The following is a 24,013-nucleotide window of genomic DNA, read 5'->3' on the forward strand; positions in this document are numbered from 1 at the left end:
AGCGGCGCACAGCGGATCACGACGCGGCCGGCTCTTTCCTTCTCTTCCTGGTGTCAGTGCCCCGGCGCGGCGCGCACGCGCGCCACGTCGGCAGGCAGGTTGGCCCACGCAGGCTCCTGCGGTGCGAAGCGCGCGCGCATGTAGCCGGCGAGTTCGGCGATCTGCCGGTCGTCGAGCACTTCTCGGAACGCGGGCATGAAGCCGATGTCGCGGCTCGCGGGCTCGCGCACGCCATCGAGGATGGTGCGCAGCAGGTTGTCGGGCCTCGCGCTCGTGAGGTTGCTGTTGAGCGCGAGCGGCGTGTTCACGCCGAGCAGCGTAGGGCCGTTGCCGTCGTGGTGGCAGGAGGCGCAGGCGCTGTCGAACATGCGCTGCGCGGGGCCGAGCAACTGGCCCTGCGTGCGTGCGGCGTTATCGATCGCTTGCTGTGCCACGGCGGTCGGTTGCGCGGACGGTGCAGGATTGAACGAACCGAGGTAGGTTGCCATCGCGCGTACGTCTTCATCCGGCACCTGTGCGAGTTCGCGCACCACCTCGGCCATCGGCCCACCGGCGATGCCATGGCGCTGCGTGTGGCCTTGGCGCAGGTAGCGGTAGAGCTCATCGGCGTCCCACGGCACCGCAGACCTCGACAGGTGCGTGAGCGCGGGCGCCTCCCAGCCGTCGATCATGGCGCCCGACAGGAAGGCGCTGCCGCCCTGCTCCGCGCCGAGCGCGTTGCGTGGCGTGTGGCAGGCGCCGCAATGGCCCAGGCCGTTGACGAGATACGCGCCACGGTTCCATTCCGCGCTTTGCGTGGCCACGGGTTGCATCGGCGTCGAATCGTGGAAGAGCGCGTTCCAGCCGGCCATCAGCGGCCGCATGCTGAACGGGAACTTGAGCTCGGACTTCGGCGTTTCCGCACGCACCACGGGCATCGACATGAAGTAGGCATAGAGCGCCTGCAGATCGTCGTCGCTGGCCTTGGCGAATGCGGTGTAGGGGAACGCGGGGTACAGGTAATGGCCGTCGCGCGAGACGCCTTCGCGCATCGCGCGCTGGAAGGCGCTGAAGGACCAGCGGCCGAGGCCCGTCTCGGGGTCGGGCGTGAGGTTGGTCGTGTAGAGCTTGCCGAAGGGCGTTTCCATCGCGCGGCCGCCCGCATTGGGCGCGCCGCCAGGGGCGGTGTGGCACACGGCGCAGTCGCCGGCAGCGGCAAGCACACGCCCGCGTTCGATGGTGGCCTGGCTGTAGACCGGAGCGGTGAGCGATACGGGCGCGATGGCGGAGCGCCAGCCGAGCAGACCGGCGACCACGCCGATGCCGCCGACGACGAGCGCAGCGCCGGTGGCCCAGACGCTCTTGCGCTGAGGCCATGCGGCTCCCGCATTGCTCCTTCTCCCTCTGGGAGAAGGCTGGGATGAGGGTGCGACGGCGTCACCATTCGCAGGCCGCTTGCCCTCACCCCAACCCTCTCCCGGAGGGAGAGGGGGCAAGTCCGAAGTCAATGGGTTCAGTGCTGCCAGCACCGTCTCCGGCGTAAACGGCGGCGAGCGAAACCGCACCCCCGTCGCATCGAAGATCGCATTCGCAATCGCCGCAGTCCCCGGCACCGAAGACGACTCACCGGCCCCCAGCGACGGCTCTCCAGGCCGGGGCATGTGCATCACCTCGATCACCGGCACTTCGCGGAAATTGATGATCGGATAGGCACCCCACTCGCGGCTCGCGACCACGCCGGAAGGCAGCACGCCCGGCAGCTGTGCGCCCGTCGTCGAGCCTTCCTGCTGTTGTTGTTGCTGCGGCGCGAACTGCACCCGCTCCTTCAGCGCCCGGCTCGTTGTCTGGATCACGTTGCCGTGTATCTGATGCTCGACCCCCGCCGGGTTGATCATCAGCCCCGCGTCATGCCCCACCACCACACGGCGCACATGCACCTCGCCGGTCTTGCGATTGACCTCGACGTCGGCCACCCACGCAGCCCACGCGGCGCCGAAGCCCGGCCACTTGCTGTGGATGTAGCGGGCGTACGCAAAGCCTTGCCCGAAAAGGATGTCGCCCCCTTCGCCGAGCCCGCCGTCCGCGTTCTCCTGCGGCCCGGTGCGCATGCGCCAGCCGGCCTTCTGCGCAGTGGCCTGCACCAGTTCGACCGCGCGCGGATCTTCCAGATGCCGCAGGCGGAACTGCACCGGGTCCACACCAGCAGCAGTCGCCAGTTCATCGATGTACGACTCGTGCGCGAATGAGCTAGGCAGCGCCGACACGCCGCGCAGCCACGAGGCGCGCACGATCGGCGCCATGTCGTTGACCTTCACGCGCAGGTTGTCGTATGTGTAGGGCGGGCGCGCGGTGCGGTCGCCCATCTCGAAGGCCTGCGCCACCGGTTCGATGGTGCGCGTGAGCAGCAGCGCGAGCGTGGGCGCGCCGTTCGACGGGTACGAGGTTTCGAAGTCATAGGCGGCGACGCGACCGTCGGCCATGAGGCCGCCGTCGATCTCCATGAGCTGCGCGGCGCCCTTGGGCTCCCACGCATGCTCCTGCTCGCGCGTGAGCTGCACGCGCACCGGCGCACCGACCGCACGCGCGAGCAGCGCCGCATCGGCGGCCACGTCGTCGGCGCCGTTGCGGCCATAGCAGCCAGCGGCTTCCATGCGGACCACGTCGACCTGCACGTCCTCCACGCCCATGAGCTTTGCAAGGTCAGCGCGCAGCACGTGCGGATTCTGCGAACCGGCCCAGCAACGCAGCTGCATGCCGCTGCCATCGGCCGGCTGCCAGTCAGCGAGCGCGCACGAAGGGCCGATGGACGCATGCATCTGGTACGGCCACACGTAGGTGCGATGCATCGGCTGCGCGGCGGCGGCAATGGCACCATCGACATCGCCTTCATCGACCAGCGTGCGCTGCGTCGACGCGTTGTCGCGCAGCGCCTGTGCCAGGTCGCCCAGGTCAGGCATGCCGGGCCATGGCTTCCACGTGACGCGCAGTTCGCGCAAGGCCTGCTCGGCGTGCTCCTCACGCTCGGCCACGATGCCGACGAAGTCGCGGATGACGACCACGGCGCGGATGCCGGGGATGTGCGTAATCGACGATTCATCGACCGCCTCGAGCGTATTGCCGATGAACTCGCCATGGTCCGCGCCCGCATACGGCGGGCGCACCACGCGGCCGTGCAGCATGCCGGGCACGCGCATGTCGTGCACGAACACGAGCTCGCCTGCCAGCTTGGCCGGAATGTCGACGCGCGCCTGCCGCGTGCCGACGACGCGATAGTCAGCGGGATTCTTGGGCTGCGCCTGCGGATCGAGCCGCAGCACGGTGCGCTGGCCGGCCACGAGTTCGGCGTAGCTGACGTGGCGGTCCGGCGCTTCGGTGATTCGCACCACACCATTGCGCACCTGTAGCGCATCGACGGCCACGCCCAGCCGTTCAGCCGCGCGCGCCAGCAGCCACGCGCGCGCCTGCGCGGCGGCAAGCCGCATCGGCTGCGCATGGATCTGGATCGACGCACTCGCAATCGTCGCGCCCTGGTTGGGCGCGCGCGCGGTGTCGCCGAGCATCACCCGCACGCAGGGCATGCCGAGGTCGAGTTCCTCGGCCACGATCTGCCCGAGTGCGGTCTGGATGCCGGTGCCCAGATCGACGTGGCCGTTGAGTGCCGAGGCGCTTCCGTCGTCCCACACGGCGAGCAGGATCTCGTCGCCTTCGAGCGGGTTGCCAGCGATGAACGCGGGCTGGCCCTTGGCGGGCGGCGGTGCGAGCGGGGTCTCGCGCACCACCAGCAGCACGCCATCGGCCGACAGAAACTCGGCGCGTGTCCGCGGAAGATCGGCGCGTCGCGTCATGGGGCCGGATGCGCGCGCATGCGCACCGCCGCGCGTTGCACGGCGTCGAGAATTTCGATGTGCGTGCCGCAGCGGCACAGGTTGCCCGAGAGCTCGGCGCGAATGCGCGCATCGCTCGCATCAGGATCGCGCGCGAGCAAGGCCGCCGCCTGCATCACCATGCCGTTGAGGCAGTAGCCGCACTGCGCGGCCTGTGCATCTTCGAAGGCGGCCTGCACCGGATGCCAGTCGCCCCGCGCGCCCAGCCCTTCAAGCGTGGTGATGGCACGCCCCGCCACGCCATGCGCGGGAATCACGCACGAGCGCGCCGCCACGCCGTCGACGTGCACCGTGCACGCGCCGCACTGCCCCAGCCCGCAGCCGTACTTGGGGCCGTTCAGCCCCAGGTCATTGCGCAGCAGGTGCAGCAGCGTCGCTTCGCGCGGCACGCCCTCGATCGATTGCGCCTGGCCGTTGACCAGCAGGTGCAGCGGCTCAGCGCCGCAACTGGCCGTCACGGGTGTACATCTCCAGGTCCACGAAGGTCGAGCCGTTGTGGTTCTTCGCGCTGTACTCGACGGGGAAGTCGCCGATGCGCGTGCTGCCGATGCTTTCAAGCCCGGCGATGAAGCTGTCGCGCGTGAGCGTCTTGCCCGCGCGGCGCAGGCCCTCGACCATCACGCGCGCGACGATGTAACCCTCCAGCGCGGTGTAGCTGTCGATCTTCTCGCCGAACTCCGCGCGGTCGCGCTGGTAGTCGGCCACGATGGGCATGCGCTGCGCCTGCGGCGGCGGCACGATGCTGGCCGTGACCAGCCCCGCGAGCTTGCCGTCTAGCCGCTTGGCCGAACCGGCCGCGTCGGTGATGCCGACCGACAGCGTGTACAGCGGCGCGCCCACGCCGTTCGCGCGGTAGTCGCGCATGAACACTTCGACCATGCGCCCGGCCATGATCATCACGACCGCGCCCGGCTTGGCTTCAGACAGACCGGTGACGACCTGCTTCGCGTCTTCGGCCGTGATGGCCAGCGGGAAGGTCTTGAGCACCTTCACCTTGTGGTCTGCCGCCAGCTCCTCGCAGGTGGCGAGGTTCGACTTGCCGAAGGCGCTGTCCTGGTAGACCACCGCGATCGACTGGATGCCGATGGTCGAGAGGTGGCTGATGATCTTGCGCAGCTCCAGGTCGTAGCCCGCACGCACGTGGAACAGGTAGCGGTTGACCTTGGTGCGGAACGAGCTGGTGCCCACCAGCGGCGCGAACATCGGCACGCCCGCCTTCTCGGCCAGCGGCATCGCGGCCGCGAGGTTGCCGGTGGCCACGTAGCCGGTGAGCGCGAAGACCTTGTCCTCGTCGATCAGCTTTGCCGTGTTGATGGCGGTCTTTGCGGGGTCGTAGGCGTCGTCATACGTGACGAGTTCGATTTTGCGGCCGTTGACGCCGCCCGACTTGTTGACGCGGTCGAAGTACAGCTTGATGCCCGCGCGGTAGTCGACGCCGAAGTCTTTTGCCGGCCCGCTGAACACGGCCGACTGGCCGATGCGGATGGTGGTGTCGGTCACGCCGTTTTCCGCGCGTGCCGACCGCAGCAGGCCGGGGCCAAGGGCCAGGGCGACACCGCCCGCCATCATGGCGCGCCTTGAAAGGGAGGGCTTCATGCGTCGTGGATCTCGCTTTTTCTGCTGTTCTTCGAGGTGCGGGCTCAGGCGGTCTGGATGTCGGCGGACTGGATGCGCTTGACGCCCTTGGCCGTCATCTGCTTCCACGCCGCGGCCAGCGAGCCGTTGAGGTCGATGCCGCGCGTGGCGTCCTCGATCACGTAGGCCTCGAAGCCAGCCTTGCGCGCGTCCATCGCGGTCCATGCCACGCAGAAGTCGGTGGCCAGGCCGGTGACGAACACGGTCTTGATGCCGCGCGCCTTCAGGTAGCCGGCCAGGCCCGTGGCCGTCTTGTGATCGGCTTCCTCGAAGGCCGAGTAGCTGTCCATCTCCTTGTGGAAGCCCTTGCGGATGATCAGTTGCGCGGTTGGCACCTTCAGCTCCTTGCCAAGCGCGGCGTCTTCAGTGCCCTGCACGCAGTGATCGGGCCAAAGCACCTGCGTGCCGTAGCTGAGCTTGGTGGTCTCGAAAGGCTTCTTGCCGCTATAGGTGCTTGCGAAGGATGCATGGCCCGCCGTGTGCCAGTCTTGCGTGACGACGATGTTCTGGAACGCGGGCGCCAGTGCGTTGATGACCGGAATGACTTCATTGCCGCCCTTCACCGCCAGCGTGCCGCCGTCGAGAAAGCAGTTCTGCACGTCGACCACGATCAGCGCGGCCTTGTCGCCGGGCTTGATCTTGCCCGCCGCGAAGGCGTTGAAACCGACACTGCCGAAGCCGCCGGCCAGTCCCAGGGCGGCGGCGGATTTCACGAGGGTTCTGCGATGCATGGCGTGGACTCCGATGGGTTGAAGGAAAAACTCAAACACTGAGGTAGGCGCGGCGAACTTCGTCGTTGGCCGCAAGCTCGGCCATGGTGGCTTGATAACGGATCTGCCCCTTCTCGAGCACATAGGCGCGGTCGGACACCAGCTCGGCGAAGTGCATGTTCTGCTCCGACAGCAGGATGCTCACGCCCTGCGCCTTGAGCTCCAGGATCATGTTGGCCATCTGCTCGACGATCACCGGGGCCACGCCCTCGGAAGGCTCGTCGAGCAGCACGAGGTACGGGTTGCCCATGAGCGTGCGCGCCACGGTCAGCATCTGCTGCTCGCCGCCGCTCATGCGTCCGCCCGGACGGTTCGGCATCTCGCCGAGGTTGGGGAACAGCTTGAACAGGCGCTCGGGCGTCCACAGCGGCGCGTCGGTGCCGTCGGCCCAGCGGCGCGCGGGCTGCTTGCCGACTTCGAGGTTCTCCATCACCGTGAGGTCGGTGAACACGCGGCGGTCTTCGGGCACGAAGCCCAGGCCCAGGCGCGCTGCGTGGTGCGGCTCGCTCCTGGAGATGTCGTGGCCCAGGAAGCGCACCGCGCCGCGACGCTTGGTCAGCATGCCGATGAGCGTCTTCAGCGTGGTCGACTTGCCCGCGCCGTTGCGGCCCATGAGCGCAACCACTTCGCCGCGACGCACTTCGAGGTCGACGTCATAAAGGATTTGCGCGGCGCCATACCAGGCGCACAGGGCCTTGGCCTGCAGGAGGGGTTCGTGTGTGCTCATGCGGCGACTCCAAGGGCTGCGGCTTTCTCTGCGATCTTCTCGAATGTCTTGCCGCTGCCGAAGTACACCTCCTGCACCTTCGGGTGGTCGCGGATTTCGAGCGGCTTGCCCTGTGCGATGAGGCGTCCGCGCGCGAGCACGATCATGCGGTCGGCATACGCGAACACCACGTCCATGCTGTGCTCGGTGAAGAGCACGGCCATGCCGCGCTGGATGACGAGGTCCTTGGTCAGCGCCATGAGCGAGTTGCGCTCCTTGGGCGCCATGCCGGCGGTGGGCTCGTCCATCAGCAGCAGCTTGGGGCTGTTGGCCATCGCGATGGCGAGCTCGACCCGCTTCACGTCGCCATACGCCAGCACGCTGCAGGGCCGGTCGGCCTGCGACTTCATGCCGACCTGGTCGAGCAGCGCCAGTGCTTCGTCGCGCTTGTGGTCGGCCGCGCGGCGCCACATCGAGAACAGCTTGCCGTCGTGCGACAGCAGCGCCATCTGCACGTTCTCGACCACGGTGAGCGAGGCAAAGGTTTCGGCAATCTGGAAAGTGCGGCCCACGCCCTGGCGCCAGATGGCGCGCGGCTTCTGGCCCACGAGCTCATGCCCATCGAACAGGATCGAACCCTGGTCGGCCTTGAGCTGGCCGTTGACCATGTTGAAGGTGGTCGACTTGCCGGCGCCGTTGGGGCCGATGAGCGCGAGCAGTTCGCCGGCGTGCAGCTCGAAGCTGATGCCGTCGACGGCCTTCACGCCGCCGAAGGACTTGCCGAGGTTCTCGACCTTGAGCAGGGGTGTGTTGGAGGTGGTCGTCATGCCTTGGCCTCCTTCGCCTCGGCGGCCACAGGCGCCGCATCGGGCTTGGCGCGGCGCAGCAGCTTGTCGGTCAGCTGCTTCGCAAAGCCTGCAATGCCCTGCGGGAACAGCAGCACGAGGATCAGGATGATGGCGCCGAGCGTCGCGCGCCAGTAGTCGGTGTTGCGCGCCACGGTGTCGTGCAGCCAGCTGAAGGTGACGGCGCCGACCACCGGCCCGGCCAGCGTCTGGATGCCACCCAGCAGCACCATCACCAGCCCGTCGACCGACTTGTCGACGCTGAGGCTCTCTGGCGAGATGCTGCCCTTGGAGAAGGCGTAGAGCGAACCGGCCAGCCCCGCCGCGGCGCCCGCGACGACGAAGGCCGTCCACTGCATGCGCTTGACGTCGATGCCGATGGCGTCGGCGCGCAGCACCGAATCGCGGCCCGCGCGCAGCGCATAGCCGAAGGGCGAGAACAGCACGCGGCGCAGCATCAGGATTCCGGCGGCCACGAGCACCAGCGTGAGCCAGTAGTAGGTGCGCTTGTCCGACAGCCATTCCGACGGCCAAACGCCCGTGAGGCCGTTGCTGCCGCCGGTGAACGAATCCCACTGGTAGACGATGGCCCAGGTGATCTGCGCGAAAGCCAGCGTGAGCATGGCCAGGTACACGCCCGACAGCCGCACCGCGAACCAGCCGTAGACGAAGGCGCCGATGGCCGCGACCAGCGGGGCCACGATGAGCGCGACTTCCATTGGCAAGCCACTGGAGCGCACCAGCAGCGCGGCGCCATAAGCCCCGAGGCCGAAGTAGGCGGCATGGCCGAACGAGTGCATGCCGGCCGGACCCATGATGAAGTGCAGGCTGGCGGCGAACAGCGCGGCAATCAGCAGGTCGATCATCAGCACCGTGGTGTAGGGCGAATCGGCGGTGAGCAGCGGCATGGCCATGAGCACCACGCCCAGCGCGGCGACCAGCCACAGGTAACCCTTGCTCGCGCGGCGCAGCGGCTCCTCGGCCATGCCCACGTAGCGGCTCGGTGCCTGCGGCCGGCCGAACAGGCCCCACGGGCGCCACACCAGCACGATGGCCATGACGATGAAGTCGACCACCAGCGTGAGCTTCGAGAAGGACACGCTGTAGCCGAAGATCTCCACCACGCCGAGCCAGATGCACACGGCCTTGATCTCGGAGATCAGCAGCGCCGCCGCATAGGCGCCCGGAATGGAGCCCATGCCGCCCACCACCACGACCACGAAGGCTGCGCCGATGGTGTTGAGGTCCATCGCGAGCGTGGCCGGCTCGCGCGGCAGTTGCAGCGCACCGCCCAGGCCCGCGAGCATGGCGCCGAGCGCGAACACCGCGGTGAAGAGCCAGGCCTGGTTCACGCCCAGCGCGCTGACCATCTCGCGGTCTTGCGTGGCGGCGCGCACCAGCGTGCCCCAGCGGGTGCGCGTGAGCAGCAGCCACATGAGGCCGAGCACGACCGGGCCGACGACGATGAGGAACAGGTCGTAGGTCGGAAACTGCCGGCCCAGGATTTCGACGGAGCCCGACAGGCCCGGAGCACGCGGCCCGAGCAGTTCGTCAGGCCCCCAGATGTAGAGCACTGCATCCTTGATGACAAGGACCAGTGCGAAGGTCGCCAGCAGCTGGAACAGCTCGGGCGACTTGTAGATGCGGCGCAGCAGCACCATCTCGATCAGCGCGCCGAGAATGCCGACCGCGAGCGCGGAAATCACCAGCGCGGGCCAGAAGCCCATGCCGCCGCCGAGCTTCTCGACCAGCGTGTAGGCCAGGTAGATGCCGACCATGAAGAAGGAGCCATGCGCAAAGTTGACGATGCGCGTGACGCCGAAGATCAACGAAAGGCCGGCCCCCACGAGGAACAGCGACGAAGCCGACGACAGCCCGGTGAGGAACTGAAGCAGCAGGGACGAGAGGCTCATGGGTGCAAGCGTTCCGAAAAAGGATCAGGGTCAGTCGGCGGCGCGCGACTTCTTGACGTCGGCGGCGGAGGGCTGGAACTTGGCGCCGTCGAAGTAGGTGTAGTCGACCATCACGCCCTTGCCGTTTTCGTTCTTCGTCTTGCCGACGAAGGCACCCATGGTGGACTGGTGGTCTTCGGCGCGGTAGCTGATCTTGCCGAAGGGCGTGTCGACCTGCAGGCCCTTGAAGGCTTCGAGGAGCTTCGGCGTTTCAGTGCTCTTGGCCTTGGCGGCGCCGGCCGCGACCGACTTGATCATGCTGTAGCCAACCACCGAGCCGAGGCGCGGATAGTCGTTGTACTTGGCGTGGTACGCGAGGAAGAAGGCCTTGTGCTCGGGCGTCTGGATGCCGTACCAGGGGTAGCCGGTCACGATCCAGCCGTTGGGCGTTTCGTCCTTCAGCGGGTCGAGGTACTCGGGCTCGCCGGTCAGCACGCTGACGACCGCGCGGTCCTTGAACAGGCCGCGGGTGTTGCCTTCGCGCACGAACTTCGAGAGGTCTGCGCCGAAGAGCACGTTGAAGATCGCGTCGGGCTTGGCATCGGCCAGCGCCTGGGCGACGGCGCCCGCATCGACCTTGCCGAGCGGCGGCGCCTGTTCGGCGACGAACTCGACGTCGGGCTGCGCGGCCTTCAGCAGCGTCTTGAAGGCGGCCACGGCCGACTGGCCGTATTCGTAGTTGGGGTACACGACGGCCCAGCGCTTCTTCTTGAGCTTGACAGCCTCGGGCACGAGCATGGCGGCCTGCATGTAGGTGCCGGGACGCAGGCGGTAGGTGTATTCGTTGCCGCCCTGCCAGGTCATCTTGTCGGTCAGCGGTTCGCCGGCCAGGAAGAAGATTTTCTTCTGCTTGGCGAAGTCGGCCACGGCCAGGCCGGTGTTCGACAGGAAGGTGCCGGTGAGCACGTCGATCTTCTCGCGCGCCACCAGCTCTTCGGCCACGCGCACGGCGTCGCCAGGGTTGGCGTTGTCGTCGCGCGTGATGAGCTCGATCTTCTTTCCGTTCACGCCGCCCTTGGCGTTGATTTCTTCGACAGCCAACTCCATGCCCTTCTTGTAGGGCTCGAGGAAGGCGGGCTGGGCCTTGTAGCTGTTGACCTCGCCGATCTTGATCACGCCCTGCGCGTGCGCGGGAACGAGAGCAGTGGTCAGCGCAGCGAGGGCCGCGGCGCTGAAGACGTGACGCAATGGGTTCATGGGGAAAGCTCCTTGAGATCGAATGAGGAAAGAAAACACCGTGATTGGGCGAGGGCGAAAGACAGCGTCAGCGAAGACCGTCTTCGCCCTTGATTTCATGGGCCTGCAGGCCGCCGATGCGCGGCAGCGGACGGCCGCTGTCGGTGACGGCAACCGCCACCACGATCTCGTTGGCGCGCGGCGCGTCGCTTACGCGGGCTTCGATCGCGTCGAAATGGCTGCGCACGAAGGCCGCGTCTTTATGGCCGAGCGGCACGTCGATGGCGGTGCCCAGCGTGCCTTGCTTCTTGGCCGAAGGCACGAGCGCCGCGCCCTTCTCGACCGCAACGCGCAACGGCGCGCCCAGCTTGGGATGCAGGATGGCGGCGGCATGTTCGAGCTCGCCGCGCTCGCCGACGATGGCGGCCTTGCCATAGCTTTGCGCCTGGCCGGGCTCGATGCCCAGCGCCTTCACGGCCTTCTGGCCGAGCAGCGCGCCGAGCTCTTCGCCGATGGCGATCAGTTCGTCGAGGTTCTCGCTGTAGCGGCCGGCGTACGGGTTCTCGATCACGGCGATGGCAACGGCGCGGCGCGTGGGCGGCGTGACGTCCTTACCCATTTCCTTGCGGGTTTCATCGACCTGGATGACGAGCTTGCGGATGTTGGCGGTCATGTTCTGTGTTCCTTGTCTTGTCTCTGTGCGGGTCAGCGCAGGCCGTCCCACTTGCTGATGTTCTCTGCGAGCAGGCCGCCGACGCGGGCATGCACGCGGTAGCCCGTGCTCATCGCGAGGATGAAGACGATCTCGTCCGCAGCCGGCGCACCGGGCACTCGCACTTCGATGGCGTCGAACTGGCCGCGCACGTAGCTGGCGTTGATGTTGGTCAGCGGCACGTCGAGCGCGGCGCCGGGCGGGCCGACCTTCTTGGTCGAGGGCACGATCGACAGCGCATTGCCGGGCTGCCCGGTTTTTTCTTCGGCCGTGCCTGCGGTGTAGGCAACGCGGCTGCCCTTCCAGCCGAGCAGCTCGCGCATTGCGTAGCCACCGGGCACGTGCCACAGCGCGCCGTGCTCCAGCTCGCCGTCGGCGCCGACGATGGCGCCCTTGCCGTAGGTGGCGATCTGCTCCAGCGGCACGTCCATGGCGGCGTGCAGCTTGTGTGCCATGTCGACGCCAACCGGGTCGAGCAGCGCCATCATCGGAAGGATGTCGGGCTCGTAGCGGCCAGCGAACGGATTGGTCAGCACCGCGCCGATGGCACCACGCACCAGCGGCGTGTCGGCGCGCGGTCCGAACTCGTGGTGGATGTGCTCGACATGGGTGAAGACGCGTCGGATTTCGATCATGAAAAAGAACCTTGCTTTTCGTTAAGCAAATACTGAACCAACTGCTTTCGGCAGCTCGGTCTTGAGCGCCTTCGAGCATAAGGGTTCGACAAGTCGCCACTGCCCCTGACAAACGAGTAGAGCGGCCCACACAAGCCCGCCTTTTTGCAGGACCTTGGCGCACACCACGCCCGTATCGAGTGCGCTGCGCACCTGCCCGGGGGCCAGCGTGGGTACGTCGACGGTGACGAGGGTGTCGCCGAGGTCGCTGTCGTCCTTGCATTCGTTCGCGGGGCGGCGCGCGATGGCCGCGTCGTCGACATCGACGGCGTTGGCGATCACTGTCGCCGCCGCATCGGCCTGCGCTGCAGTGGCGGCCAGGACCGTCACGCTGTCGGCGATGCCCAGCGAAAAGCTGCGTCCGCGCCAGCCGCTGGTGGCGACGCCGCGCACGGGCTGGTCGGCGCGCAGTTCGAACTGGCCGTCGGTGGTGAGGATGCCGCTGCCACCATCGACATGATTGCGCCAGTCGAAGCGTGCGAGGTCGGCGAACACGCCCACGCGCGCGGACTGGCCGGGCGCGAGGTGCAGCGCGATGTCGCCGCCGTTGTTGATCCATGCGCGCTCGATGCCGGGGCGTTCGTAGAAAGCGATCAGCTCCTGCGCGACCGAGCCGGCCACCGCCGCCATCGGCGTGATGAACATCGGCGAGAACGCGGCGCAGGCGTCCCACATGCGGCGCGCCACCATATTGCGCGGACGCATCTTGTCGGTGACGGGCAGGCGCAGCAGCGGCAACTCGCGCACCAGTTCGTCGAGCACATGAACGAAGCGCGCCCACGCGGCGTCGTGCGCGGCCGCGACGGCGTACGGGTCGCCGTGCGCCTCGGCCACGATGTCGATCGGGCCGTGGTTGAAATGCCAGCGGTTCTGATCGAGCGCTGTGCGTTGGGCAGACATGATCAGCCCAGCATGGGGGCGTGGCCGAGCGGCCACGGATTGGCGTCGTCCATCGCGAGCCATTGGCGCGCGAGCGGTGCGCCGTCTTCCTGCCACGCACCGCGCGCGAGCGCCTGTTCGAGCGGGAAGATGTGTTCCATGTGGCCGCCGAGCGCCTCGTAGTCGTCGCGCCGCATGCTGAACTCGATGGGCGCGACGATGGCCGGCGTGGGCACGGTGCCGAAGCTGTTGTCGGGCATGCGCATGACGTCGGCCATCACGGTGATGCCGCCGCCGGGCCACACGTAGGCCGGTGCGCCGCCGCAGGTGACGTTGACCAGCGCGCGCTTGATGGCACGCGTGAGCAGCACCGGGTTTTCGGTGACGCCCGCGCGCAGGCTGCCGCCCGCGCCGCCGAGGAACAGAACGGTGCACAGCGAGGGTTCGCAGTTCTCGCCGATGCGGTCGACGATGCGCTTCACCTCCGCGGGCATGGGTTGCTCGACAGGCTTGAGCGCATCGTCGAGCACGTACCACTGCGCGTGCTCGCCGGTGGTCGAGGTCATGAGCAGGCGCAGGCCGGGGCGCGCGACGCCCTCTTCCCAGCCTTCGATGATCGCGAGCGGATCGGCGATGTCGGTGCCGCCCCAGCCGTTGCCCGGGTTCGCCACCTGGAAGTAGCGCCCCGGCGTGGACTTGCGCCCCAGCATCTGGATGCCCGAAGGCGCCATGTCGAGGCAGCGGCCGGCCTGGTGCTCGGTGAGCACGCCGGTGATGTGGTCGTCGACCACTACCACCTCGTCAGCCACGCCCGCGAACTGGCGCGCGAAGATGCCGACCGCCGCGGAGCCGCAGCCCACGCGCATGCGTTGCTCTTCGACGCCATTGACGATGGGCGCCTTGCCGGCCTGGATGACGAGGGTGGAGCCGCCGTCGATGGTGCACTCCACGGCCTTCTTGTTGCCCAGCAGCTGCATCAGCTCGGCCGTCATGCGGCCTTCCTTCTTGCTGCCGCCGGTGAGGTGGTGCACACCGCCGAGCGAGAGCATCTGCGAGCCGTATTCGGCCGTGGTGACGTGGCCCACGACCTCGCCGCGGTAGCGCACGTTGGCCTGCTCTGAGCCAAGGAAGCGGTCGGTGTCGATCTTCACCTTGAAGCTGCAGTAGCTGAAGATGCCTTCGGTGACGACGGTGACCATGTCGACGCCTTGGGCCTTCGATGCCACGATGAAAGGCGCGGGCTTGTAGTCGGGGTAGGTGGTGGATGAGCCCACGCCGGTGACGAAGACTTCGTCGGCGTGCAGCAGGTCGCCGTTCCAGTCGGGCTCAGCGGGGGCCGGGGCCGTTTCGGCGCCGGTGCGATTGAAAGGCACCAGCGCAGGCGCTTCGCTTTCGATCGTCCGGCGCAGCAGCACCACGGGATCGACGCGCACCAGCACGCCTTCGCGGTTGGCATAGCGGTCGCAGGCGCCGGTGCGGCCGTCGGAGATCTGGCACAGCACCGGGCAGGCGTTGCACTCGACCTTGGCGGTGCTCATGCGCTCGTTGCGCGGGGGCGCCTTGCCGAAGGCGCTGCTGCCGGCTTCAGCCACCACGGGCATGTCCATGCCAGGGAGGCCATCTGTCTTGGTGTGTTCTGTCATCGGGCTATCTCGTGGGCGTTCGGTCGTGTGCGAAGAGCTGAATCAGGTTGTCGGTGTTTGCAACAAACGTGCCGTCCGCCCGCTTGTGCACCGACTTCCGTTTGTGTAGCATTCCCTACACTTTCATGTTGCGTTCACTACATTCGCAGTCAATGTAGCAAACAGGCCCGATGCTTGCAATGGTGTTTTCTCGCGATGTTCATCGGGGTTTTTACGACCAACGACAATGGAGGGTTCGGAGCCGGCCGGTGGCTTTCGCCCCAAAGGCGTGCACATCGGCTCAGCCAACCTCCCCTGTTACCAACCAACTCTTGAGTTCCGTATGAGTGCATTCAGCGAAGAACGCGTCCTGAGCGTCCACCACTGGACCGACCGCCTGTTCACCTTCACCACCACGCGCGACCCGGCGCTGCGCTTCTCGAACGGTCATTTCACGATGATCGGCCTGAAGGTCAACAACAAGCCCCTGCTGCGCGCCTACAGCATCGTGAGCCCGAACTACGAGGAGCATCTCGAGTTCCTGAGCATCAAGGTGGAAGAAGGCCCGCTGACCTCGAAGCTGCAGCACATCCAGGTGGGCGACACCATCATCGTGGGCCGCAAGCCCACCGGCACGCTGCTGATCGACTACACGCTGCCGGCCAAGCGCCTGTACCTGTTCGGCACCGGCACCGGCCTCGCACCGTTCATGAGCATCATCCGCGACCCGGACACCTACGAGAAGTTCGAACAGGTCATCCTGGTGCACGGCGTGCGCCAGGTCGACGAGCTGGCCTACCACGACCTCGTGACCGACCACCTGCCCAAGCACGAGATCCTCGGCGAGATGATCGAGAAGCAGCTGCTGTACTACCCGACCGTCACGCGCGAGGAGTTCCGCAACCAGGGCCGCATCACCGACCTGATCGAGAGCAACAAGCTCACCGACGACCTCGGCCTGCCGCCGCTCAACGTCGAGGAAGACCGCGTCATGCTGTGCGGCAGCCCCGGCCTGCTGGTCGACCTGAAGCACATCCTCGAAAAGCGCGGCTTCAAGGAAGGCAACACGAGTACGCCAGGCGACTTCGTCGTCGAACGCGCCTTCGCAGAAAAGTAAGCAGGACGTCGCGCGCACGATGGCCGACAACAGCCGCTCCGCCTCCCACAAGCCCAAGCCGCAGCGCCGCACGGGCGTGCGCGAGGCGGCCGCTCAGGCCACGCGCGACAGCATCCTGAAGGCGGCGACCAAGGTGTTCGCTAAGTACGGCTACGACGGCGGCAGCGTGGAGAAAATCTCCAAGGCCGCGAAGTCGTACGACCGGATGATCTATTACTACTTCGGCAGCAAGGAAGGCCTCTTCATTGCGGTGCTCGAAGGCATCTACCAGCGCATGGACGACGCCGAGGCCGCTATCGCGCTCGACGCCTCGCGGCCGGTGGAAGCGCTCACCGAAGTCATCCGCTTCGTGCTGGGCTACTACCGCAAGAACCCCGAGTTCGTCACGCTGCTGAACACCGAGAACCTGCACAAGGGCCGGCACATTTCGAAGTCGCTGCGGGCGCGCGAGTATTCGTCGCGCGCGGTGGCGATCATTGCGGAGATCCTCGCCAGCGGCGCTGCGCAGGGCCTGTTCCGCAAGGAACTGGTGGCGCGAGACATCTACCTGCTGATCGCGTCCACGGGTTATTTCTACACCTCCAACCGGCACACGCTCACCGCCTTCCTCGGTGAGCCGCTGGAATCGCCGGAGGCGATCACGCACTGGGAAAACTTCGTGATCGAGACGCTGCTGCGCACGGTGCGCGCTGACTCGGATGCAGAGGCGGACGAGCCGCAAGACAACACACCACCCCACGAGGACACATCGAAATGGCAGAAATCGCAGCCGGCGGCAAGTCGGGCAAGGTCGTCATAAAGAACATCGGGCTGCTGCTCTCGGGCGACATCGACAAGCCCATCCTCGACGCCGACACCATCGTGGTGAACGACGGCCTGATCGTCGCGGTCGGCAAGGAGAAAGACTGCGACCTCGAAGGCGCGGCGACCGTCATCGACGCGAAGAAAACCTGCGTGGCGCCCGGCCTGATCGACAGCCACGTGCATCCGGTGTTCGGCGACTGGACGCCGCGCCAGGGCCAGATCGGATGGATCGACTCCACCATGCACGGCGGCGTGACGACCATGATTTCCGCTGGCGAGGTGCACCTGCCCGGCCGTCCCAAGGACATCGTGGGCCTGAAGGCACTGGCCATCACCGCGCAGCGCGCCTTCGACAACTTCCGCCCCGGCGGTGTGAAGGTGCTGGCGGGCGCGCCCGTCATCGAGAAGGGCATGGTCGAGAGCGACTTCAAGGAACTCGCTGAAGCCGGCGTGGGCCTGCTCGGCGAAGTGGGCCTGGGCTCGGTGAAGGCCGGCTACGAGGCGAAAGAGATGGTGGCCTGGGCGCGCAAGTACGGCATCCAGAGCACGATCCACACGGGCGGCCCGTCGATCCCTGGCTCGGGCCTGATCGACAAGGACGTGGTGCTCGAGGCTGACGCCGACATCATCGGCCACATCAACGGCGGCCACACCTCGCTGCCGGAAGCGCACGTGTGTGAGCTCTGCGAGAAGAGCTCGCGCGCCATCGAGATCGTGCACAACGGCAACGAGAAGGTTGCCATTGCAGCGGCGAAGGCAGCGCTGGAGCTCAAGTGCCCGCACCGCGTGATTCTCGGCACCGACGGCCCCGCCGGCTCGGGCGTGCAGCCGCTGGGCATCCTGCGCATGGTGGCAATGCTGTCGTCCATCGCGAACATTCCAGCCGAGCTGGTGTTCTGCTTCGCGACCGGCAACACCGCGAAGATCCGCAAGCTCAACTGCGGGCTGATCGAAGTGGGTCGCGATGCCGACTTCGTGTTCATGGACCGCGCGCAGCATTCGCCCGCGCCGGGCCTGCTCGAGAGCGTGCAGCTCGGCGACATCCCGGGCGTGGGCATGGTGATGATCGACGGCATCGTGCGCTGCGGCCGCAGCCGCAACACGCCGCCCGCGACTGAAATCCCTGTGGTGGTTTCCGGCGCGCACTGACACGCGCCACGACACCCGGCGGCCTCAGCCGCCGCGGTGCGAGCGAAAGACCAGGTAGCGCGCCGAAAGGAAGTTGGCGCTCATGCCGGCAAGGCTGCCCAGCGCCACGCCCAGGGCAGCGGCCCAGCGCCCTTCGACCCAGTGCAGCGTCAGCACATAGGCGCCGTAGTTCAGCACCGCGCCGGCCGCCATGGTCGCCAGGTAGCCCAGGTACTCGCGCCAGAGAGAGCGGCCGGCCGATGCGCTGGCCGCGAAGGTGTAGCGGCGGTTGAAGGCCCAGGTGGTGGTCGCCGCTGCAAGAAACGACACCACCCGCGCACCGTACCAACCCAGCAGCGGCGCCAGCAGATACAGCACGACCACGTCGACCACGAGCCCGATCACGCCGACGAGGGCGAAGGAGAGGAACTCGCGTCCGATCTTCATCGTGAAGTGCGCGAGGCCTGGGACGCCTGCTCGCGCACGCTCGGAATCGCGAGGTAGCTCAGCCGCTTGGCCTCCCGCCGCCCCAACGTGATGGCCTGCATGACAACACCGCACACGAAGGACAGCATGGCCGCCAGCATCGCGCCAGTGGCCAGCACCGCCGTGGGGAGCCGGGGCACCAGGCCGGTGTGCATGTAGGTCATGACGAGCGGCAGGACCAGCGCGACCGACATCAGCACCAGCAGCCCCCCGATGATCGAGAAGAACTGCAGCGGCCGCTCGCTCACGAACAGCTTGCAGATGGTCTTCAGGATGCGCCAGCCGTCGCGGTAGGTCGAGAGCTTGCTCACCGAGCCCTCGGGACGCGTGCTGTAGGCGGTGCTTTCCTCGGCATAGGGCATGCGCAGTTCGAGCGCGTGCACGGTGAGTTCGGTTTCGGTCTCGAAGCCCCGCGACAGCGCCGGGAACGACTTGGCATAGCGCCGCGAAAACACGCGGTAGCCCGAAAGCATGTCGCTGAGGCCGCCACCGAACAGCTGCGCCACGGCACCCGTGAGCATGCGGTTGCCCAGGCGGTGGCCAGTGCGGTAGGTGTGCGCGTCCTGGCCGTCGTCCACGCGGCTGCCGACCACCATGTCGAGGTTGTCGCTCACCAGCCGGTCGATGAGCCGGCGCGCGGCGCCGGTGTCGTAGGTGGCGTCGCCGTCGACCATCACGTACACATCGGCATCGACGTCGGCGAACATGCGCCGCACCACGTTGCCCTTGCCGCGCAGGGTCACGTGCGTGACGATGGCGCCGGCCGCGCGCGCGACAGCGGCCGTGTCGTCGCTGGAGTTGTTGTCGAAGACGTGGATCTCGGCCTCTGGCAGCGCAGCGCGAAAGCCCGCCACCACCTGGGCGATGGCGAGCGCCTCGTTGTAGCAGGGGATCACCGCGGCAATGCGCAGGCCGCTGCTGCCGTGGGTGGTGGGGAAATTGGCGTCGGTCATGGTGCGGCGGGAAGGATACGGTAGACCCGGCTGCCGTCCTTCTCGTATTCGACGGCGAAGTACTTGTCGAAGTCGACGCGCGCGCTGAATACGGGCACCACACTGTCCGGCAGGACGACCGCCACAAAACCCAGGCCGCCGAGCTTGCGTGCGAGATCGCCGCCCGACAGGCGCCCGAAGTCGGTGTAACGCCACGGCCCGAGTGTGTCGCCCCAGATGGGGTTGGGCCCGTAGTAGATCGCTTCGTTCAGCGCGACCTGGTAGACGCGGCCGGTGGCAGTGCGGCGCAGGTAGTCCATGACGGCATAGCCCGGCACATGCTTGCGCAGCACGGCATCGCGGGCCTCCGGCGTGATCGAGACCATCGACATCTTCACCGCGGTCTGGCGCACCGACACGGCGGCCAGCACGGCCAGCAGCAGCACGAGCACCCAGTCACCCGCGCGGGCGCCGGAACGCGCGGTGTCGCGGCTCATCGAGCCCGTCGCCACGGCGCCGGCATCCTGCGTCTTCTCTTTCGCACCGAACATGCGGCGCAGGCCCGATGCGGCCCAGCCGAACAGCACCTGCCAGCCGATGGCCGCGATGGCGGCCAGCAGCGGGAACGAGGCCGTCAGGTAGCGTGGATAACGCGAGGTCACGACCCAGACCACCACCGAGTACAGACAGAACCAACCGGCGGCGCGCACGGCCGCGGAGCGCTTCCACAGCACGCTGAACGGCGCGAAGAACACGGACCAGATCAGCGCATTGGGCAGCTCGGCATGCACGCGCACGTCCGCCACCTGCTGCACGTAGTCGGCCGGCGTCCATTCGGTGAAGCCGAACACGCGCGCGCCGATCGGGTTGAACGGGTCGCCAGTCATGACGGCGTTGCGCGCGTACCAGTACACGCACGGGATCAGGAAGCAGACGAACACCAGTGCCCATGCCTGGGGCCGGCGCTCGTGGCGGATGACGAACAGCGCCACCAGCGGCAGGAAGATCAGCGCCTGGTACTTCGAGCCCGCGGCCACGCCAAGGCAGAACGCGGCCACGCCGAGCCAGCGCATGCCGCCGTGCACGGGCTTTCCGGGCTCCGACTCGCGCCACCACCACAGCGCCACGCAGGCCGACAGCACGAACAGCGCCACGCCCATGTCGATCAGCGCGTTCGAATAGTCGCCGAGCCCCAGCCAGATGGCCGCGCCGATGCAGGCGGTGAGCCGGTTGGCGTGCAGGATGCCGAGGCGGAAGATCATCACCACCGACAGCGCACCCGCCAGCGCATTGAGGAAGTGCGGCAGCACGTCGTCGCCGACCTGCAGTGCAGCGGCGTAGAGCAGGTTGTAGTTGTACGGGAACCAGGGGTAGCGCAGCCAGTCATGGATGCCCAGCGAGCCCTGCTGCGCGACCTGACGCGCATACGGCAGGTGGTACATCAGCTCGTCGAAGGCGATCGGCGGCGCGAGCGGCGCCACCAGCGCGGGCAACGCGACCAGGGCCAGCGCGATCATGGCAACGCGCTCGAAGTAGGTCCACGGCGCGGCGGGTTCGTTCGCGCGCAGGGCACGCCGCTCGCGCAGCCACGACGGCAGCTGGATCGCCGCCGCAACGAAGCCCGCCACGACCAGCGCCACGGTCGCGCCCATCTTGAAGGCCCCGAAGATGGCCAGCGCCTGGAACGCGCAGATGAAGAGGCCGACGCCCAGCGCCACGGCCATGGCGGCTTCGAGCCCAGCGTCGCGGCGCGGCGGCGGGGCCATGCGGCCCAGCAATGCGCGGCCGTAACCCCAGCAGCTGAACACGAAAATCGCCAGTGCCGCGTAGTGCGCGGCTGCAAACATCAGCTTCTGAATAACAACTCCCGGCGCCGGGCGGCCGCGCCGGCCGGCAGGTTCAAAGATTGGGCGCCAGCAGACGCTCGAGATCGGACTCGCTCTCCTTGCGCCGCGCGGCCTGGTCCTGCAACTGATCGTGTCCGATCTTGCCGACGTTGAAGTACGTCGCATCGGGGTGGCTCAGGTAGAAACCGCTCACGCTGGCGGCGGGCATCATAGCGAGGCTTTCCGTCAGGGTCATGCCAATGTCCGCGCAAGCCAGAAGGTCGAACATCGGGCGCTTCACGCTGTGGTCGGGGCAGGCCGGGTAGCCGGGCGCGGGGCGGATGCCGCGGTACTTCTCCGCGATCATGTCGTCGTTGCTCAGGCTTTCGTCGCTCGCGTAGCCCCAGAGGTCGGTGCGCACGCGGTGGTGCAGCGACTCGGCGAAGGCCTCTGCCAGCCGGTCGGCCAGGGCCTTGAGCATGATGGCCGAGTAGTCGTCGAGGTCGTCGATGAAGTACTTCTCTTTTTTCTCGACACCCAGGCCGGCGGTCACGGCGAACATGCCGACATAGTCTTTCACGCCGCTGTCCTTGGGCGCGACGAAGTCGGACAGGCAGCGGCTGGGGCGCATCACGCCGTCGATCATCTGCTTTTCGGTCTGCTGGCGCATGCCGTACCAGGTGAGCGCGACCTCGCTGCGCGACTCGTCGGTGTACAGCTCGATGTCGTCGTCGTTCACCGTGTTGGCGGGCCAGAAGCCGACGATGCCGCTCGCGCTGAGCCAGCGGCCTTCGATGAGGCGCTTGAGCATGCGTTGGCCGTCGGCGTACACGCGCACGGCCTCGGTGCCGACGATCTCGTCCTTCAGGATGGCGGGGAACGGGCCGGCCAGGTCCCAGGTCTGGAAGAACGGGCCCCAGTCGATGTACTTGGCCAGATCGGTCAGGTCGAAGTTCTTGAACACGCGCCGGCCGATGAACTTGGGCACCGGCGGCAGGTAGTTCGCAAAGTCGATCGGCGTCTTGTTGGCGCGCGCCTTGGCCAGCGGCCACATCGGCACCTGCTTCTTGTTGGCGTGCTGCTGACGCACCTTGACGTAGTCAGCGTTGATCTCGTCGATGTACGCAGTGGCCTGGTCGGAGAGCAGGCTCTGCGCCACGCTCACGCTGCGCGAGGCGTCGGGCACGTAGACCACGGGGCCTTCGTAGTGCGGCGCGATCTTCACGGCCGTGTGCACGCGGCTGGTGGTGGCGCCACCGATCAGCAGCGGAATCTTCTTGATGCGGAAGTGGTCGTCCTTCTGCATCTCGCCGGCCACGTACTGCATTTCTTCCAGGCTCGGCGTGATGAGGCCAGACAGGCCCACGATGTCCGCGCCCTCGACCTTCGCCTTGGCCAGGATCTCGTGGCACGGGACCATCACACCCATGTTCACCACTTCGAAGTTGTTGCACTGGAGCACGACGGTGACGATGTTCTTGCCGATGTCGTGCACGTCGCCCTTCACGGTGGCGATGATGATCTTGCCCTTGGTGCGCACGTCGCGGCCCGCGGCCTCGTCCTGGCGCTTTTCTTCCTCGATGTAGGGAATGAGGTGGGCCACGGCCGACTTCATGACGCGCGCCGACTTCACCACCTGCGGCAGGAACATCTTGCCCTGGCCGAACAGGTCGCCCACGATGTTCATGCCGTCCATCAGCGGGCCTTCGATCACGTGCAGCGGTCGGCCGCCCTTGGCGAGGATCTGCTGATAGGCCTCTTCCGTGTCTTCGACGATGAAGTCGGTGATGCCGTGCACCATCGCATGCGACAGGCGCTGGTTGACGTGCACCGGGTTCTCGGGCGTGCCGCGCCACTCGAGTTTCTTGCTGTCGTCCTTGGCGCCGCTCTTGGCGGTTTCGGCCACTTCGACGAGGCGCTCGCCGGCGTCGGGACGGCGGTTGAGCACCACGTCTTCGACGCGCTCGCGCAGCTCGGGTTCGAGGTCGTCGTACACGCCGACCATGCCGGCGTTGACGATGCCCATGTCCATGCCCGCCTTGATCGCGTGGTACAGGAACACGGTGTGGATCGCTTCGCGCACCGGGTCGTTGCCGCGGAAGCTGAAGCTCACGTTCGACACGCCGCCCGACACCTTGGCGCCCGGCAGGTTCTCCTTGATCCAGCGCACGGCGTTGATGAAGTCGACCGCGTAGTTGTCGTGCTCCTCGATGCCGGTGGCAATGGCGAAGATGTTCGGGTCGAAGATGATGTCCTCGGGCGGGAAGCCCACCTCGTCGACCAGGATGCGGTAGGCGCGCTCGCAGATCTCGATCTTGCGTGCGTAGGTGTCGGCCTGGCCCTTCTCGTCGAAGGCCATCACCACTGCGGCGGCGCCGTAGCGCTTCACCAGCTTGGCCTCGTGCTTGAACTTGTCGACGCCCTCCTTCATGGAGATGGAGTTGACGATGCCCTTGCCCTGGATGCAGCGCAGGCCCGCCTCGATGACTTCCCACTTCGAGCTGTCGACCATCACCGGCACGCGCGCGATGTCGGGCTCGCTGGCGATGAGGTTGAGAAAGCGGACCATCGCGGCCTTGCTGTCGAGCATGGCCTCGTCCATGTTGATGTCGATCACCTGCGCGCCGTTCTCGACCTGCTGGCGCGCCACGGCCAAGGCTTCTTCGAACTGGCCGTTCAGGATCATCCGCGCGAAAGCCTTGGAGCCCGTGACGTTGGTGCGCTCGCCGATGTTGACGAACAGCGTGCCCTGGCCGATGGCAACCGGTTCGAGGCCGGACAGCTTCATGGGAGGGGGCATTGGGGAAGACATGGTTTGACTCGTGGGCAAAAGCGGTTATTCGTGCGCGGGTTGGGGGAGTCTATCGCCGTCCCCTATGCCGATAG

19 protein-coding genes are annotated in these 24,013 nt (G+C 67.1%); 3 read left to right on the forward strand and 16 right to left on the reverse strand.

Annotated features, from left to right (window positions below; translation table 11 throughout):
* Positions 1-53: 53 nt before the first annotated feature.
* From ACSFCA_RS31875 to ACSFCA_RS31930, 12 genes are all read right to left on the reverse strand, one after another.
* Positions 54-3,824 carry a molybdopterin cofactor-binding domain-containing protein gene (locus ACSFCA_RS31875; protein WP_435462300.1) on the reverse strand — a complete coding sequence of 1,257 codons (3,771 nt, stop codon included), beginning with the start codon at positions 3,822-3,824 and terminating at the stop codon, positions 54-56.
* Positions 3,821-4,321, reverse strand: coding sequence for a (2Fe-2S)-binding protein (locus tag ACSFCA_RS31880; protein ID WP_435462299.1), 501 nt, complete (start codon positions 4,319-4,321; stop codon positions 3,821-3,823). Before ACSFCA_RS31880 ends, ACSFCA_RS31875 begins: the two co-directional genes overlap by 4 nt.
* Positions 4,299-5,432 (reverse strand): ABC transporter substrate-binding protein, encoded by a 1,134-nt coding sequence (locus ACSFCA_RS31885; RefSeq protein WP_435462336.1) that lies wholly within the window; start codon positions 5,430-5,432, stop codon positions 4,299-4,301. The genes ACSFCA_RS31880 and ACSFCA_RS31885 overlap by 23 nt, the downstream gene beginning before the upstream one ends.
* A gap of 71 nt (positions 5,433-5,503) precedes the next feature.
* Positions 5,504-6,229 (reverse strand): bifunctional nicotinamidase/pyrazinamidase, encoded by a 726-nt coding sequence (gene pncA / locus ACSFCA_RS31890; protein WP_258351877.1) that lies wholly within the window; start codon positions 6,227-6,229, stop codon positions 5,504-5,506.
* Positions 6,230-6,260: 31 nt separating this feature from the next.
* Positions 6,261-6,995, reverse strand: coding sequence for an ABC transporter ATP-binding protein (locus ACSFCA_RS31895; RefSeq protein ID WP_435462298.1), 735 nt, complete (start codon positions 6,993-6,995; stop codon positions 6,261-6,263).
* On the reverse strand, positions 6,992-7,801 hold the full coding sequence (locus tag ACSFCA_RS31900; RefSeq protein ID WP_097197427.1) for an ABC transporter ATP-binding protein: 810 nt from the start codon (positions 7,799-7,801) through the stop codon (positions 6,992-6,994). The genes ACSFCA_RS31895 and ACSFCA_RS31900 overlap by 4 nt, the downstream gene beginning before the upstream one ends.
* Positions 7,798-9,732, reverse strand: coding sequence for an ABC transporter permease (locus ACSFCA_RS31905; RefSeq protein ID WP_435462297.1), 1,935 nt, complete (start codon positions 9,730-9,732; stop codon positions 7,798-7,800). Before ACSFCA_RS31905 ends, ACSFCA_RS31900 begins: the two co-directional genes overlap by 4 nt.
* Before the next feature lie 30 nt (positions 9,733-9,762).
* Positions 9,763-10,968: an ABC transporter substrate-binding protein gene (locus ACSFCA_RS31910; protein WP_258351880.1), complete on the reverse strand. Its 1,206-nt coding sequence runs from the start codon at positions 10,966-10,968 to the stop codon at positions 9,763-9,765.
* Positions 10,969-11,035: 67 nt separating this feature from the next.
* On the reverse strand, positions 11,036-11,620 hold the full coding sequence (locus ACSFCA_RS31915) for an amino acid synthesis family protein (RefSeq protein WP_093059282.1): 585 nt from the start codon (positions 11,618-11,620) through the stop codon (positions 11,036-11,038).
* 32 nt (positions 11,621-11,652) lie between these two features.
* Positions 11,653-12,294: an amino acid synthesis family protein gene (locus ACSFCA_RS31920; protein ID WP_435462296.1), complete on the reverse strand. Its 642-nt coding sequence runs from the start codon at positions 12,292-12,294 to the stop codon at positions 11,653-11,655.
* 21 nt (positions 12,295-12,315) lie between these two features.
* On the reverse strand, positions 12,316-13,233 hold the full coding sequence (locus tag ACSFCA_RS31925; protein WP_435462295.1) for a UPF0280 family protein: 918 nt from the start codon (positions 13,231-13,233) through the stop codon (positions 12,316-12,318).
* Between the two features lie 2 nt (positions 13,234-13,235).
* A complete protein-coding gene (locus ACSFCA_RS31930; protein ID WP_435462294.1) occupies positions 13,236-14,855 on the reverse strand; it encodes a 6-hydroxynicotinate reductase in 1,620 nt (539 codons plus the stop codon).
* Between the two features lie 322 nt (positions 14,856-15,177).
* On the opposite strand from ACSFCA_RS31930, the gene ACSFCA_RS31935 reads away from it, so the two are divergent.
* The 3 genes from ACSFCA_RS31935 to ACSFCA_RS31945 are packed head-to-tail and all read left to right on the forward strand — an operon-like array spanning position 15,178 to position 17,904.
* On the forward strand, positions 15,178-15,951 hold the full coding sequence (locus tag ACSFCA_RS31935) for a ferredoxin--NADP reductase (protein ID WP_130426483.1): 774 nt from the start codon (positions 15,178-15,180) through the stop codon (positions 15,949-15,951).
* A gap of 19 nt (positions 15,952-15,970) precedes the next feature.
* Entirely contained in the window at positions 15,971-16,750 is a 780-nt protein-coding gene (locus ACSFCA_RS31940; RefSeq protein ID WP_258351884.1) for a TetR/AcrR family transcriptional regulator, read from the forward strand.
* Positions 16,705-17,904 (forward strand): amidohydrolase family protein, encoded by a 1,200-nt coding sequence (locus tag ACSFCA_RS31945; protein ID WP_097197433.1) that lies wholly within the window; start codon positions 16,705-16,707, stop codon positions 17,902-17,904. The genes ACSFCA_RS31940 and ACSFCA_RS31945 overlap by 46 nt, the downstream gene beginning before the upstream one ends.
* Positions 17,905-17,928: 24 nt before the next feature.
* On the opposite strand, the gene ACSFCA_RS31950 is transcribed toward ACSFCA_RS31945, so the two are convergent.
* The 4 genes from ACSFCA_RS31950 to metH are packed head-to-tail and all read right to left on the reverse strand — an operon-like array spanning position 17,929 to position 23,939.
* Complete coding sequence (locus ACSFCA_RS31950; RefSeq protein WP_307617424.1) at positions 17,929-18,330, reverse strand: GtrA family protein; 402 nt, start codon at positions 18,328-18,330, stop codon at positions 17,929-17,931.
* Positions 18,327-19,322, reverse strand: a complete 996-nt coding sequence (locus ACSFCA_RS31955) for a glycosyltransferase family 2 protein (RefSeq protein ID WP_435462293.1) — start codon at positions 19,320-19,322, stop codon at positions 18,327-18,329. The genes ACSFCA_RS31950 and ACSFCA_RS31955 overlap by 4 nt, the downstream gene beginning before the upstream one ends.
* Positions 19,319-21,148 (reverse strand): ArnT family glycosyltransferase, encoded by a 1,830-nt coding sequence (locus ACSFCA_RS31960; RefSeq protein WP_258351888.1) that lies wholly within the window; start codon positions 21,146-21,148, stop codon positions 19,319-19,321. Before ACSFCA_RS31960 ends, ACSFCA_RS31955 begins: the two co-directional genes overlap by 4 nt.
* Positions 21,149-21,200: 52 nt before the next feature.
* A complete protein-coding gene (metH, locus tag ACSFCA_RS31965) occupies positions 21,201-23,939 on the reverse strand; it encodes a methionine synthase (RefSeq protein ID WP_435462292.1) in 2,739 nt (912 codons plus the stop codon).
* Between the last annotated feature and the right edge of the window lie 74 nt (positions 23,940-24,013).

This window comes from Variovorax multivorans, assembly GCF_051216835.1.
Lineage (GTDB): Bacteria > Pseudomonadota > Gammaproteobacteria > Burkholderiales > Burkholderiaceae_C > Variovorax.

Bases quoted from the DNA above. Each gene is read 5' to 3' on its own strand.
- ACSFCA_RS31875 (WP_435462300.1), bottom strand. From the start codon at position 3,824: ATGACGCGACGCGCCGATCTTCCGCGGACACGCGCCGAGTTTCTGTCG.
- ACSFCA_RS31885 (WP_435462336.1), bottom strand. From the start codon at position 5,432: ATGATGGCGGGCGGTGTCGCCCTGGCCCTTGGCCCCGGCCTGCTGCGG.
- pncA (WP_258351877.1), bottom strand. From the start codon at position 6,229: ATGCATCGCAGAACCCTCGTGAAATCCGCCGCCGCCCTGGGACTGGCC.
- ACSFCA_RS31895 (WP_435462298.1), bottom strand. From the start codon at position 6,995: ATGAGCACACACGAACCCCTCCTGCAGGCCAAGGCCCTGTGCGCCTGG.
- ACSFCA_RS31900 (WP_097197427.1), bottom strand. From the start codon at position 7,801: ATGACGACCACCTCCAACACACCCCTGCTCAAGGTCGAGAACCTCGGC.
- ACSFCA_RS31905 (WP_435462297.1), bottom strand. From the start codon at position 9,732: ATGAGCCTCTCGTCCCTGCTGCTTCAGTTCCTCACCGGGCTGTCGTCG.
- ACSFCA_RS31910 (WP_258351880.1), bottom strand. From the start codon at position 10,968: ATGAACCCATTGCGTCACGTCTTCAGCGCCGCGGCCCTCGCTGCGCTG.
- ACSFCA_RS31915 (WP_093059282.1), bottom strand. From the start codon at position 11,620: ATGACCGCCAACATCCGCAAGCTCGTCATCCAGGTCGATGAAACCCGC.
- ACSFCA_RS31920 (WP_435462296.1), bottom strand. From the start codon at position 12,294: ATGATCGAAATCCGACGCGTCTTCACCCATGTCGAGCACATCCACCAC.
- ACSFCA_RS31925 (WP_435462295.1), bottom strand. From the start codon at position 13,233: ATGTCTGCCCAACGCACAGCGCTCGATCAGAACCGCTGGCATTTCAAC.
- ACSFCA_RS31930 (WP_435462294.1), bottom strand. From the start codon at position 14,855: ATGACAGAACACACCAAGACAGATGGCCTCCCTGGCATGGACATGCCC.
- ACSFCA_RS31935 (WP_130426483.1), top strand. From the start codon at position 15,178: ATGAGTGCATTCAGCGAAGAACGCGTCCTGAGCGTCCACCACTGGACC.
- ACSFCA_RS31940 (WP_258351884.1), top strand. From the start codon at position 15,971: ATGGCCGACAACAGCCGCTCCGCCTCCCACAAGCCCAAGCCGCAGCGC.
- ACSFCA_RS31945 (WP_097197433.1), top strand. From the start codon at position 16,705: ATGGCAGAAATCGCAGCCGGCGGCAAGTCGGGCAAGGTCGTCATAAAG.
- ACSFCA_RS31950 (WP_307617424.1), bottom strand. From the start codon at position 18,330: ATGAAGATCGGACGCGAGTTCCTCTCCTTCGCCCTCGTCGGCGTGATC.
- ACSFCA_RS31955 (WP_435462293.1), bottom strand. From the start codon at position 19,322: ATGACCGACGCCAATTTCCCCACCACCCACGGCAGCAGCGGCCTGCGC.
- ACSFCA_RS31960 (WP_258351888.1), bottom strand. From the start codon at position 21,148: ATGTTTGCAGCCGCGCACTACGCGGCACTGGCGATTTTCGTGTTCAGC.
- metH (WP_435462292.1), bottom strand. From the start codon at position 23,939: ATGTCTTCCCCAATGCCCCCTCCCATGAAGCTGTCCGGCCTCGAACCG.